General features: G+C 72.0%; 10 protein-coding genes. 6 read left to right on the forward strand and 4 right to left on the reverse strand.

Annotated elements, in window-relative coordinates:
- Positions 1-60 precede the first annotated feature (60 nt).
- Together ACFZAT_RS16550 and ACFZAT_RS16555 are read right to left on the reverse strand one after the other, a co-directional pair.
- Positions 61-1,017, reverse strand: a complete 957-nt coding sequence (locus ACFZAT_RS16550) for a pirin family protein (protein ID WP_391264924.1) — start codon at positions 1,015-1,017, stop codon at positions 61-63.
- A gap of 174 nt (positions 1,018-1,191) precedes the next feature.
- Entirely contained in the window at positions 1,192-1,632 is a 441-nt protein-coding gene (locus ACFZAT_RS16555) for an SseB family protein (RefSeq protein ID WP_073966564.1), read from the reverse strand.
- A gap of 148 nt (positions 1,633-1,780) precedes the next feature.
- Here ACFZAT_RS16555 and ACFZAT_RS16560 point away from each other — a divergent pair, with 148 nt between their 5' ends.
- The 4 genes from ACFZAT_RS16560 to ACFZAT_RS16575 all read left to right on the forward strand — a co-directional run bounded on the left by ACFZAT_RS16560 (position 1,781) and on the right by ACFZAT_RS16575 (position 8,354).
- On the forward strand, positions 1,781-3,607 hold the full coding sequence (locus tag ACFZAT_RS16560; protein ID WP_391264927.1) for an acyl-CoA dehydrogenase C-terminal domain-containing protein: 1,827 nt from the start codon (positions 1,781-1,783) through the stop codon (positions 3,605-3,607).
- 129 nt (positions 3,608-3,736) lie between these two features.
- The gene (locus ACFZAT_RS16565; RefSeq protein WP_391264929.1) at positions 3,737-5,035 is read left to right on the forward strand and encodes a M18 family aminopeptidase; all 1,299 of its coding nucleotides are present in this window, start codon (positions 3,737-3,739) and stop codon (positions 5,033-5,035) included.
- A gap of 112 nt (positions 5,036-5,147) precedes the next feature.
- Entirely contained in the window at positions 5,148-5,366 is a 219-nt protein-coding gene (locus tag ACFZAT_RS16570) for a DUF6458 family protein (protein ID WP_073966566.1), read from the forward strand.
- A 111-nt stretch (positions 5,367-5,477) separates the two neighbouring features.
- A complete protein-coding gene (locus ACFZAT_RS16575; protein ID WP_391264933.1) occupies positions 5,478-8,354 on the forward strand; it encodes a BTAD domain-containing putative transcriptional regulator in 2,877 nt (958 codons plus the stop codon).
- On the opposite strand, the gene ACFZAT_RS16580 is transcribed toward ACFZAT_RS16575, so the two are convergent.
- Positions 8,351-10,156, reverse strand: coding sequence for a thioredoxin-like domain-containing protein (locus tag ACFZAT_RS16580; RefSeq protein ID WP_391264935.1), 1,806 nt, complete (start codon positions 10,154-10,156; stop codon positions 8,351-8,353). The two genes, ACFZAT_RS16575 and ACFZAT_RS16580, sit on opposite strands and share 4 nt — an antisense overlap.
- Before the next feature lie 64 nt (positions 10,157-10,220).
- Here ACFZAT_RS16580 and ACFZAT_RS16585 point away from each other — a divergent pair, with 64 nt between their 5' ends.
- Positions 10,221-10,712, forward strand: coding sequence for an LURP-one-related family protein (locus ACFZAT_RS16585; RefSeq protein ID WP_391264937.1), 492 nt, complete (start codon positions 10,221-10,223; stop codon positions 10,710-10,712).
- Between the two features lie 69 nt (positions 10,713-10,781).
- Here the strand turns inward: ACFZAT_RS16585 and ACFZAT_RS16590 are convergent, their stop codons facing one another.
- The gene (locus ACFZAT_RS16590) at positions 10,782-11,576 is read right to left on the reverse strand and encodes a nitrilase-related carbon-nitrogen hydrolase (RefSeq protein WP_391264939.1); all 795 of its coding nucleotides are present in this window, start codon (positions 11,574-11,576) and stop codon (positions 10,782-10,784) included.
- Between the two features lie 179 nt (positions 11,577-11,755).
- Here ACFZAT_RS16590 and ACFZAT_RS16595 point away from each other — a divergent pair, with 179 nt between their 5' ends.
- Positions 11,756-12,580: a maleylpyruvate isomerase family mycothiol-dependent enzyme gene (locus ACFZAT_RS16595; RefSeq protein ID WP_391264941.1), complete on the forward strand. Its 825-nt coding sequence runs from the start codon at positions 11,756-11,758 to the stop codon at positions 12,578-12,580.
- Positions 12,581-12,630: the final 50 nt, after the last annotated feature.

The following is a 12,630-nucleotide window of genomic DNA, read 5'->3' on the forward strand; positions in this document are numbered from 1 at the left end:
CCCGCGCCGCCGTACGAGTGACGGAGCGTCACACACCGGCGGCGGGGGCGGGAGGGCTGGTCACATGCCGTGGACGGCGGGCACGGTGCCGAGGCGGCCGGCCTGGAAGTCCTCGAAGGCCTGCTTCAGTTCGGCCTGGCTGTTCATCACGAACGGCCCGTAGTGCGCCATCGGCTCGCGGATCGGACGGCCGCCGAGCAGGACGACCTCCAGGTCCGGGGCGTTCCCGTCCTGCTTCTCGTCGGCGCGCACGGTCAGTGAGGAGCCGGCGCCGAAGACGGCGGTCTGGCCCATGTGGACCGGGCGGCGCTCCGCACCGGCGGTGCCGCGCCCGGCGAGCACGTACGCGAGGCCGTTGAAGTCCTCGCGCCAGGGCAGCGTCACCTCGGCGCCGGGGCGCACGGTGGCGTGGATCATCGTGATCGGGGTGTGCGTGATGCCGGGGCCCTCGTGGCCGTCCAGCTCACCGGCGATCACCCGGAGCAGCGCGCCGCCGTCCGGGGACGCGAGCAGCTGGACCTGGCCGCCGCGGATGTCCTGGTAGCGCGGGGCCATCATCTTGTCGGCCTTCGGCAGGTTCACCCAGAGCTGGAGGCCGTGGAAGAGGCCACCGGACATGACCAGGGACTCCGGGGGCGCCTCGATGTGCAGGAGCCCGGACCCGGCCGTCATCCACTGGGTGTCGCCGTTGCCGATGGTGCCGCCGCCACCGTGGGAGTCCTGGTGGATGAAGCTGCCGTCGATCAGATAGGTCACGGTCTCGAAGCCGCGGTGCGGGTGCCAGGGCGTGCCCTTCGGCTCGCCCGCCGCGTACTCCACCTCACCCATCTGGTCCATCATGATGAACGGGTCGAGGTACTTGTAGTTGATCCCCGCGAAGGCGCGGCGGACCGGGAAGCCCTCGCCCTCGAAGCCGCTCGGCGCCGTGGTCACGGCGAGCACGGGACGGGCCGCGGCGTCGCCGGAAGCGGCCACCTTGGGCAGGGTCAGCGGGTTCTCGACGGTCACTGCGGGCATGGGAGCCACCTCCGGGGGACGGTACTGCCGTCAATTTAGTTGAATGGTGAACATCCTGCAAGGCGCCCCTCATTCCCGCGCGCCCCGGGAGAGCCGGAAGGGGCCCGTACCGAGAGCGGTACGGGCCCCTTCCGGAAGCCTCAGGAGGCGGATCAGCCGCCTGCGCGGCAGGGCCTAGCCGTACATGCGGCGCATCGCGAAGTCGACCATCTGCTCGACGGCCTTGGCGTCGAAGACCATCCGGTGCTCGCCCTCCATGTCCAGGACGAAGCCGTAGCCGGTGGGCAGCAGGTCGATCACCTCGGCGCCGGTGATCACGAAGTACTTGGAGTCCTTGCCCGCGTACCGCCGCAACTCCTTGAGCGTGGTGAACATCGGGATCACCGGCTGCTGGGTGTTGTGCAGCGCGAGGAAGCCCGGATTGTCGCCGCGCGGGCAGTAGACCTTCGAGGTCGCGAAGATCTGCTGGAAGTCCTCGGCGGCCAGCGAGCCGGTCGTGAAGGCCCGTACCGCGTCACCCAACGACGGCGGCGAGGGTTCGGGGTACAGCGGCTGCTCGCCGTAGCCGCCCCCCATCGGCTGCTGCGCGCCCTGGTTCTGGTCGTAGCCGTACATGGAACAAAGAGTAATCGGCCACATCCGGGGCTCAGGGGGTTGCGTCTTATTACTGACGGGTAGCATCATCGTAGAGGTCACCTGATATGTCCGGGCCACCCCTCCACGGGGCGCTGCGCGCCACTGCTATTGATTACGGAGCCTTCCCATGGGGCACTACAAGTCGAATCTCCGCGACATCGAGTTCAACCTCTTCGAGGTCCTCGGGCGCGACAAGCTGTACGGCACCGGACCGTTCACGGAGATGGACGTCGACACCGCGAAGAGCATCCTCGACGAGGTCGCCCGCCTCGCCGAGAACGAGCTCGCCGACTCCTACGCGGACGCCGACCGCAACCCGCCGGTCTTCGACCCGGAGACCAACACCGCGCCGGTCCCCGACACGTTCAAGAAGTCGTACCAGGCGTTCATGGAGTCCGAGTACTGGCGCCTGGGCCTGCCGGAGGAGATCGGCGGCACCACCTCGCCGCGCTCCCTGATCTGGGGTTACGCGGAGCTGCTGCTCGGCTCCAACCCGGCCGTCTGGATGTACTCCTCGGGCCCGGCGTTCGCCGGCATCCTCTTCGAGGAGGGCAACGAGGCGCAGAAGAAGGTCGCCGAGATCGCCGTCGAGAAGCAGTGGGGCTCGACGATGGTGCTGACCGAGCCGGACGCCGGCTCCGACGTCGGCGCCGGCCGCACCAAGGCCGTCGAGCAGGAGGACGGCTCCTGGCACATCGAGGGCGTGAAGCGCTTCATCACCTCGGGCGAGCACGACATGTCGGAGAACATCCTCCATTACGTGCTGGCGCGCCCCGAAGGCGCGGGCCCGGGCACCAAGGGCCTCTCCCTCTTCCTGGTCCCGAAGTACCACTTCGACTGGACCACCGGCGAGCTGGGCGAGCGCAACGGCGTGTACGCGACGAACGTCGAGCACAAGATGGGCCTCAAGGCGTCCAACACCTGCGAGATGACGTTCGGCGACCGCCACCCCGCCAAGGGCTGGCTGATCGGCGACAAGCACGACGGCATCCGCCAGATGTTCCGCATCATCGAGTTCGCCCGCATGATGGTCGGCACGAAGGCCATCGCCACGCTCTCCACGGGCTACCTGAACGCGCTGGAGTACGCCAAGGAGCGCGTCCAGGGCACCGACCTGTCGCAGTTCATGGACAAGGCCGCGCCGAAGGTCACCATCACGCACCACCCCGACGTGCGCCGCTCGCTGATGACGCAGAAGGCGTACGCGGAGGGCATGCGCGCCCTCGTCCTCTACACCGCCTCCGTCCAGGACGCGATCCAGGAGAAGGAGGCCGCGGGCGAGGACGCCAAGGCGCTGCACGGCCTCAACGACCTGCTCCTCCCGATCGTCAAGGGCTACGGCTCCGAGAAGTCGTACGAGCAGCTGGCGCAGTCGCTCCAGACGTTCGGCGGCTCCGGGTACCTCCAGGAGTACCCGATCGAGCAGTACATCCGCGACGCCAAGATCGACACCCTGTACGAGGGCACCACGGCCATCCAGGGCCAGGACTTCTTCTTCCGGAAGATCGTCCGCGACCAGGGCGCCTCGCTCAACGCGCTCTCCGAGGAGATCAAGAAGTTCCTCGCGGGCGCCCAGGACCACGAGGAGCTGTCCGGCGCGCTGGACAGCCTCGCCAAGGCCGCGGTGGACCTGGAGGCGATCGTCGGCACGATGATCACCGACCTCACCGCGACCGGCGAGGACGTCAAGAACATCTACAAGGTGGGCCTCAACACCACCCGCCTGCTGCTGGCCTCCGGCGATGTCGTCGTCGGCTACCTGCTGCTCAAGGGCGCGGCCGTGGCCGCCGAGAAGCTGCCGACCGCCTCCGCGAAGGACGTCCCCTTCTACCAGGGCAAGATCGCCGCCGCGAAGTTCTTCGCCGCGAACATCCTGCCGGGCGTCGGCGCCGAGCGCGCGCTCGCCGAGTCCGTCGACAACTCCCTGATGGAGCTGGACGAGGCCGCCTTCTAGGAGCCGCTCCGCACGTCTGCCGGCCGCCGCCCCCGGATCCGTTTCCGGGGGCGGCGGCCGCATGATGGGCGCGGTGGGCCGGGGGGCGACAGGGAATCCTTTCGGCCACGTCTGGCTACAGTGAAGAACATGAGTTCCTCCCTCCGCTTCGACCGCGGGCACACCGACGATCTGATGGCCTTCCTGATGGCCTCACCCTCCCCGTACCACGCCGTGGCCACCGCCGCCGCCCGCCTGGAGAAGGCCGGATTCCGGCAGGTGGAGGAGACCGCGGCCTGGGACGGGACCGCCGGTGGCAAGTACGTGCTGCGCGGTGGCGCGATCGTCGCCTGGTACGTGCCGGAGGGCGCGCAGGCGCACACCCCGTTCCGGATCGTCGGCGCGCACACCGACTCGCCGAACCTCCGGGTCAAGCCGCTTCCGGACAGCGGCGCATACGGCTGGCGCCAGATCGCCGTGGAGATCTACGGCGGCACCCTGCTCAACACCTGGCTGGATCGCGACCTCGGTCTCGCCGGCCGGATCTCGCTCCGTGACGGCAGCGACCGGCTCGTCTCGATCGACCGCCCGCTGCTGCGCGTCCCGCAGCTCGCCGTGCACCTGGACCGGTCGGCCAACCCCGACGGGCTCAAGCTGGACCGGCAGAAGCACATGCAGCCGATCTGGGGGCTCGGAGACGTCGAGGAGGGCGACCTCATCCGGTTCGTCGCCGAGGAGGCGGGCGTCGAGGCCGAGGACATCACCGGCTGGGACCTGATGCCGCACCCCGTCGAGCCGCCCGCCTACCTGGGCCGCGACCGCGAGCTGCTGGCCGGGCCGCGCATGGACAACCTGCTCTCGGTGCACGCGGCGACCGCCGCGCTCGCCGCCGTCGCCGGACAGCCCGACTCGGAGCTGCCGTACATCCCGGTGATGGCCGCCTTCGACCACGAGGAGAACGGCTCGCAGTCGGACACCGGCGCGGACGGGCCGCTGCTCGGCACGGTCCTGGAGCGCTCGGTCTTCGCCCGGGGCGGCGGTTACGAGGACCGCGCCCGTGCCTTCGCCGGCACGGTGTGCCTCTCCTCCGACACCGGCCACGCGATCCACCCGAACTACGCGGAGCGCCACGACCCGACGCACCACCCGGTCGTCAACGGCGGACCGATCCTCAAGGTCAACGTCAACATGCGGTACGCCACCGACGGCGGCGGCCGGGCCGTGTTCGCCGCTGCCTGCGAGAAGGCGGGCGTGCCGTGGCAGACGTTCGTCTCCAACAACGCGATGCCCTGCGGCACGACCATCGGCCCGATCACCGCCGCCCGGCACGGCATCAAGACCGTCGACATCGGCGTCGCCATCCTGTCCATGCACAGCGCCCGTGAGCTGTGCGGCGCGGACGACCCGTACCTCCTCGCGAACGCGCTGGCGGCCTTCCTGGCCGGCTGACGCCCGGGGCGGGAGGCCGCGTCAACCTCCCGCCCAGGCATGCTCGTTGCCGGGCAGGGTACGCGCTCCGTACACGGCCCGGAGGTCCCGGGCCGCCTGGGAGGCGGAACTCATGGGACTCGGCGGATGCATTCTCCTCATCGGGGTGGGGGCCATCCTGGCCTTCGCGACCGATTGGCACATGGACAGCGTCAACGTCGACCTGGTCGGCTGGATCATGATGATCGTCGGCGTCATCGGCGTCTTCGTCTACGCGAGCGTCATCCGGCGCCGCCGCATGGTCGTGCCGCCCACCACGACGGTCGTCTCGGACGACGAACGGCACCTGTGACCGGGGGCGATCCGGCCACACCCCCGGAACACCACGGCGGAATCCCCGATATTCTGGGCACTTGTCCGTGACCCGGAACCGGGCGCGTCAGACCCCGAAGGGGAGCCGCTCGTGGAGTTCCGGCTGCTCGGCACCGTCTGCGTCGACACGCTGACCGGGCCGCTGCCCCTCGGCCCCGCCAAGCGCCGCAGCCTGCTCGCCGCCCTGCTGCTGCACGCCAACACCCCCGTGTCGATGGCCCGGCTGACCGACTGCCTGTGGGACGAGGAGCCTCCGCTCCACGCCCGCACGGTCATCCAGGGCCATGTGTCCCGGCTGCGCGCCCTGCTGGTCGGCGCGGACGCGCAGGCGTACGGGGTCGAGCTGGCGACGCTCGGCGACGCGTATGTGCTCCGGGTGCCCGAAACCCTGCTGGACTCCCAGCGGTTCGAGGAACTGCTGATGCTGGCCCGCGAGCAGCGGGACCCCGCCGACACGGTGCTGATGCTGAAGGAGGGCCTGTCGCTCTGGCAGGGCCCCGCCCTCACCGGCGCCTTCGCGAGCGCCCCGCTCCAGGCGGCCGCCCACGCGCTGGAGGAGTCCCGCCTTTCGACGGTGGAGCAGCTGGCCCGCGCGTACGGGGAGCTGGGCGAGCATCACCGCGCGGCGGCGGTGCTCCGCGCGGAGGCCGTCGCCCATCCCCTGCGCGAATCCCTGGCGGCGGCCCTGATGACCGCCCTCCACCGCTCGGGCCGTCAGTCCGAGGCCCTGGACTGCTTCCACCGCACCCGCCGCCTGCTCGCGGACGAACTGGGCATCGATCCGGGCCGGGAGCTGGCGGACGCGTATGCGCGCATTCTGCGCGGGGAGGGCGGCCCCGGTGGGCCCGTCGCTTCCGGGCGCACTGCCGCAGCCGGTCCGCCGCTGCCCTGCGCCCCCTCCGCCGACACCCGTCCCGGCGCGGCGCCCGGCGGACCGCAGCCGTCCGCCGGGACGGCCACCACGCAGGCCGTCCTGCCCGGCGTGGCCGGTACGGTGCAGGCCGTCCCGCCGGCGCACGTGTCGCCCTCCCCATACACCGCCGGAGGCGTACCCGCCGATCTGCTGCCGCGCGCGCCGCGCGGGTTCCACGGGCGGGGGGCCGAGCTGACCGCGTTGTCGCGGGCGGCGGCCGGGGAGGCGCCCGTCTGTCTGGTCACCGGGCCGGCCGGGGTCGGCAAGACCGCGCTGGCGCTGCACTGGGCGCGCCGGTCCCCCGCCGCCTTCCCGGACGGGCGGCTCTTCGCGGATCTGCGCGGATTCGGGGAGACCGCCGAGCCGACCCCGCTCGAAGTGCTGCGGGAGTTCCTGCTGGCGCTGGGTGTCGCGCCCCGCCGGGTGCCGGAGTCCGCGGCCGGGGCGGCGGCGCTGTTCCGCTCGCTCACGGACCGGCTCAGCCTCCTCGTCGTGCTGGACAACGCCCGGGACTCCGCGCAGGTCAGGCCGTTGCTGCCGGGCGGCGCGGACTGCGTCACGCTGGTCACCAGCCGGCACCGGCTCGACGGTCTCATCGCCTCGGACGCGGCCGTCCCGGTCCCGGTGGACATACTCGAACCGACGGACGGCACCGCGCTGCTGGCCGGGGTGCTCGGCGAGGAACGGGTCCTCGCGGAACCGGTGGCGGCCAGGCGGCTCGCCGAGCTCTGCGGCGGACTGCCCCTCGCGCTGCGGGTCACGGCGGCCCGGCTGGCGGGCCGCCCGCAGTGGACGCTGGCCGCCATGGCCGGTGAACTCGCCGACGAGCGCAGCCGGCTGTCCTATCTGGACGTGGAGGACACCGGCGTGTCCGCGGCTCTGCGGCTCACCGTGCAGCAGCTGCCGCCGGACGCCGTCCACCATCTCGGCCGGCTCGGCCACCACCCGGGCAGCCACTTCGACCCGTACACCGCCGCCGCGCTCGCCGGCAGCGATCCGGTCACCGCCGGGGCCGCGCTGGAACGGCTGGCCGCCGCCCATCTGGTCACGGAGGCGGGCCCCGGGCGCTGGATACTCCACGACCTGGTGCGGCTGTACGCGCGAGGACTCGACCCGGCGGCGGCGCCGGACGCGCTCGTCGGGGTGCTGGACCACTACATCGCGACCGCGCTCGCCGCCGCCGACACGGCGGAACCGGGCGGGGAGCCCTGCTTCGTGCTGCCCGACGGCTTCCACGCGCCCGCCGCGACCCGGGACTTCACGGACCGGGCGGAGGCGATGAACTGGCTGGCCACCGAACGCGAGGACCTGACCCTGGCGGCCGCCGCGGCCCGGTCCGCCGGGCTGGACGACCGGGCGTGGCGGATCATCCTGCTCCAGTGGCCGCACGTGGTCTGGCGGGTCCGGGACGGCTGGACCCCGATGCTGGAACTCGCCCTGGCGGCGGCCGTCGCCCGCGAGGACCCGTACGCCGAGTCCCGGGTCCGCAATCTGCTCGGCTGGGTGCTGACGGAGGAGGGCAGGACCGGTGAGGCGGTCGCCACGCTGGAGCCCTCGCCCGGTCTCGCCCGGCAGGCGGGGGACCGGCTCGGCGAGGCGACGGCGCTGATCAACCTGGCCATCGTCCAGGCCGAGCAGGGCGGCCTGGACGTGGCGACGGAGGGCTGCGAGCGGGCCCTCGAACTGGCCCGTGAGGAGCCCGACGCGCACACCGAGATGCTGGCGCTCCAGCACCTGGCCCGGATGCAGCTCACAGCGGGCCGCCCGCAGGACGCCCTGGACTCCGCCCGGACCGCATTCGACCTGGGCCCCGAGCACGAGGAGGCGGCCCGCCGGGTGCTGCTGCTGTCCGTCAGCGGCGAGGCCCGCCTCGCCCTGGGCGCGGAGCAGGAGGGCATCCGGCTCCTGGACCAGGCCGCCGCGGAGGCGGAGCGCGCCGGCTACGACGAGGGCGCGGTCCGGGCCCTGGAGGCGCTGCTCCGGGTGACGGCGAGCCCGGACCACGTACGCCGCCACACCGAGGCGACCCGCCGCCTGACGGCGGACACCCCCTAGGCGTCCATCCCCGCGAGGACCAGCGGCAGCCGGGCCGCGCCGTCCTTCGTGACGCGGACCGGGACGCCCCAGTCCTGCTGGTGGACGTGACAGGCCGGGTACTCGTTCGCCGGGTCGTCGTCACAGGACGCGGCCATCGCGGAGACGTGCAGGACGCCCTCGGTGACGCCGTCCGCGAGGACGAGGTCACGGAAGAGGTCGGTGCCCGCGCCCTCGCCCTCGGCCAGCAGCCCGGGCGGGGTCGAGGAGACCAGCAGCCGCGTCGAGGGGCCGTATCGGGTGTCCAGCTTCTGCCCGGCCGGTGCCTGGAAGACGACGTCGAGCCGGAGCGCTCCGGGGGCGACCTCGGTGGCGGCCCGCTGGGTGCGGTGCGCCTGCTCGGCGACGCGTACCGCCTCCTCGGGCAGCCGCAGCCGGGTCAGCCGGTGCCGGGCGGACTCCACGACGACGAGGTCGCCGTCCACCAGCACGGCGTCGCTGGGCTCCCGCAGGTCCGTGGCCAGGGTGGTGACCTCGCCGCTCGCCGGGTCGTACCGGCGCAGGGCGTGGTTGTAGGTGTCGCAGACGGCAACGGACCCGTCGGGCAGGGCGGTCACGCCGAGGGGGTGCTGGAGCAGGGCCTGCTCGGCGGCGCCGTCCCGGTGGCCGAAGTCGAAGAGGCCGGTGCCCACGGCGGTGTGCACGGCGCCCTCCCGGTCGACCCAGCGCAGCGCGGACGTCTCCGAGTCGGCGACCCACAGCCGCTCCTCGGTGGCCGCGAGCCCGGACGGCTGGGCGAACCACGCCTCCGTGCCGGGCCCGTCGACCAGGCCCTCGTTGGTGGTCCCGGCGGCAACCCGTACGGTGCCGTCCTCGGGGTCGTACGTCCACAGCTGGTGCACCCCGGCCATGGCGATCCACAGCCGGCCGTCGAACCAGGCGACGTCCCACGGCGAGGAGAGGTCCACCTCGCGGGCCGGGCCGCTGGTGGGCGCCCCCTGCCACCACTGGCGACCGGTGCCGGCGAGGGTGGTCGTGGTCCCGGTCGTCAGGTCGAGGGCCCGAATGGCGTGGTTGACGGTGTCGGCGACCGCGATCCGTCCGTCGGGCAGCAGGGCGAGCCCCTGCGGCTCGCTGAAGCGGACCTGGTCGGCCCCGCCGTCGGTGAACCCGCGCTCGCCCGTCCCGAAGCGCCGGCGCACGGTCTCGCCGTCCGGGTCCAGCTCGACCAGCCGGTGCCGGGTGGTGTCGGAGACCAGGAAGCCGCCGTCCGCGAGGAGCAGCGCCTTGCCGGGGAACCGCAGATGCGTGGCGACCGGCTCCGGTGCCACGTAGGGCCCGTCCCCGCGTCGCAGGGTGCCCTTCGCCGCGTGCTCCGTCTCCAGCTCCTCGACCAGCCTCTCGATGGCGTGGGCGTGGCCCTCACCGGCGTGCTGGGCGACGACATAGCCCTCGGGGTCGATGACGACGAGCGTGGGCCAGGCGCGTACGGCGTACTGCTTCCAGGTGGCCAGCTCGGGGTCGTCGAGGACCGGGTGGTGCACCTCGTACCGCTCGACCGCGTCCACGACGGCCTGGTGTTCCGCCTCGTGCACGAACTTCGGCGAGTGCACGCCGATGATCACGACGGTGTCGCGGTGCTTCTCCTCCAGCTCGCGCAGCTCGTCGAGAACATGCAGGCAGTTCACACAGCAGAAGGTCCAGAAGTCGAGGATGACGATGCGTCCCCGCAGGTCAGCCAAGGTGTACTGCCGGTCGCCTGTATTGAGCCAGCCGCCCTTGCCGATGAGTTCGGGGGCCCTGACGCGTGCACGTGTTGCCATGGGACAAGTCAACATCACCGTGGCGTTCCCGCATTCCACAGGTGGCTCGGGGAACCTGTGTGCCATGAGACTTCTCGTGCGTGAGCGCATTTTCAGCATCGGTGACGACTACTGGATCGAGGACGCGGACGGCCGCAAGGTCTTCCTGGTCGACGGCAAGGCCATGCGGGTGCGCGACACCTTCGAGCTGAAGGACGCGCAGGGCCGGATCGTCGTGGAGATCCGCCAGAAGCTCCTGAGCCTCCGCGACACGATGCTGATCGAGCGGGACGGCGAACAGCTCGCCAAGGTCAAGAAGAAGCATCTGTCGCTGCTCCGCAACCACTACCGCGTGACCCTCGCGGACGGCACCGAGCTGGACGTCAGCGGGAAGATCCTGGACCGCGAGTTCGCGATCGACTACGACGGCGAGCTGCTGGCCCAGATCTCCCGTCGCTGGCTGTCCATCCGGGACACGTACGGCATCGACATCGTGCGGGACGACGCCGACGCGTCGCTGCTGATCGCGGTGGCGGTGTGCGTGATCGTGCTCGCGGAGAAGGACCACGACGACTGACCGTGTGCCCACGCGCCCGAAGGGCCCCTTGTTTCACGTGAAACCGTGAGACGAGCGGCCCTTCGCGCTTCAGATCTTCGGTGCGGCCAGCCCCAGTCGCCGGTCCTTGAGGGCCGGGAACTGCTCCCGGGTCGCCGCGACCTTGGCCGTGTCCAGCTCCACGGTCAGCACCTCCTCGTCCGCACCCGCCTCCGCGAGCACCTCGCCCCAGGGGTCGACGGCGATGCTGTGCCCGGCCTGCTGGATGCCCGCGTGGGTACCGGCGGAGCCGACGGCGAGGACGTACGACTGGTTCTCGACGGCACGGGCCCGGGCCAGCAGCGTCCAGTGGGCGCGGCGGCGCTCCGGCCAGCCGGCCGCGACGACCAGGGTCTCGGCACCGGCGTCGACCAGGCCCCGGAACTGCTCGGGGAAGCGCAGGTCGTAGCAGGTGGCGAGGCCGAGCGTGGTTTCCGGGAGGGGGACGGTGACCAGGTCCTCGCCGGCGCCCATCATGACCGCCTCGCCCTGGTCGAAGCCGAAGCGGTGGATCTTGCGGTAGGCGGCGGCCCGCTCGCCCTCGGGGGAGAAGACGAGCGTGGTGTTGTAGAGGGTGCCGTCCCCGGCCCGTTCCACGAAGGAGCCGGCGTGCAGCCAGACCCCGGCCTCGGCGGCGGCCTTGGCCATCACCTCGTGCGTCGGGCCCGTCAGCGGCTCCGCCTCGTCCTCGAAGGCCGTATAGGCGAAGGCTCCGACCGGCCACAGTTCGGGCAGGACCACCAGATCCGCGCCCCGCTGCGACGCCACCAGCGATGCGGCGCGTTCCCTGCGGGAACCGACGGGTTCGTCCGGGTCTACTGCGATCTGGATGAGGGAGGCGCGCACACTACCACCGTCCTGGCATTCGAGCCGTCAACACCGGCCTACGATCGTCACACGAAAGCACTGCCGGGGTGCCTGCTCGCAGCGTAACTTAGCCACCGAACCTCATCGCCGCCCGCAGCCCGCAGCCCGACCGTCCGCGCCCAGTTGCCCATGCACCGCAGAACCGCACGAGGGGTCCCGTGACCGTCCATCCCAGCCTCCAGAACTACGCCGACGCCTGGACCCACTCCATCGAGTCCATAGCCGAGCTGGTGAGCCCGCTCGCCGAGGGGGAGTGGAACGGCCGCACACCCTGTCCCAACTGGTCCGTGCGCGACATCGTGTCGCACATCATCGGCATGGAGTGCGAACAGCTCGGCGACCCCCGCCCGATCCACACTCTGCCGCGCGACCTGTTCCACGTACAGAGCGAGTTCGCCCGCTACATGGAGATGCAGGTCGACGTCAGGCGTCACCACACCGCGCCGGAGATGACCTCCGAGCTGGAGTACACGATCATCCGTCGCTCCCGGCAGCTGCGGAACGAGACGCGGGACCCGGAGACCATGGTGCGGGCGCCGCTGGGCAAGGAGCAGACCCTGGAGACGGCGCTGCGGATGCGCGCCTTCGACGTCTGGGTGCACGAGCAGGACCTGCGGACGGCCCTGGGCAGGCCCGGCAACCTGGACTCCCCCGGCGCCCTGGTCGCCCGCGACATCCTGCTGCTGGGGCTGCCGAAGGTGGTGGCCAGGAGCGCGGGCGCGCCGGCCAACTCCGCCGTGGTGCTGGACGTCCACGGGCCGCTGGAGTTCATGCGCACCGTGCGGGTCGACGCCGAGGGGCGCGGTTCGCTGGACGTCGCCCCGTCGCTCGGGCCCGCCGCGACGCTGTCCCTGGACTGGGAGACGTACGTACGGCTGGCCTGCGGCCGGGTGCGGCCCGCCGCCGTGGCGGACCGGATCAAGACAGAGGGCGACCAGGAGCTGGCCGACGCCATCCTCCAGCACTTCGCCGTCACCCCGTAGCAGCCGAGCCCCGCAGGAGCCCCGGCACACAGCGGCGCCCGCCCCCGCGA

It is taken from the genome of Streptomyces sp. NPDC008163 (assembly GCF_042956885.1).
In the GTDB taxonomy this organism is placed as follows: Bacteria; Actinomycetota; Actinomycetes; order Streptomycetales; family Streptomycetaceae; genus Streptomyces; species Streptomyces drozdowiczii_A.

Coding starts and splice junctions, on each gene's coding strand:
- ACFZAT_RS16550 (WP_391264924.1), bottom strand. CDS start 1,017: ATGCCCGCAGTGACCGTCGAGAACCCGCTGACCCTGCCCAAGGTGGCC.
- ACFZAT_RS16555 (WP_073966564.1), bottom strand. CDS start 1,632: ATGTACGGCTACGACCAGAACCAGGGCGCGCAGCAGCCGATGGGGGGC.
- ACFZAT_RS16560 (WP_391264927.1), top strand. CDS start 1,781: ATGGGGCACTACAAGTCGAATCTCCGCGACATCGAGTTCAACCTCTTC.
- ACFZAT_RS16565 (WP_391264929.1), top strand. CDS start 3,737: ATGAGTTCCTCCCTCCGCTTCGACCGCGGGCACACCGACGATCTGATG.
- ACFZAT_RS16570 (WP_073966566.1), top strand. CDS start 5,148: ATGGGACTCGGCGGATGCATTCTCCTCATCGGGGTGGGGGCCATCCTG.
- ACFZAT_RS16580 (WP_391264935.1), bottom strand. CDS start 10,156: ATGGCAACACGTGCACGCGTCAGGGCCCCCGAACTCATCGGCAAGGGC.
- ACFZAT_RS16585 (WP_391264937.1), top strand. CDS start 10,221: ATGAGACTTCTCGTGCGTGAGCGCATTTTCAGCATCGGTGACGACTAC.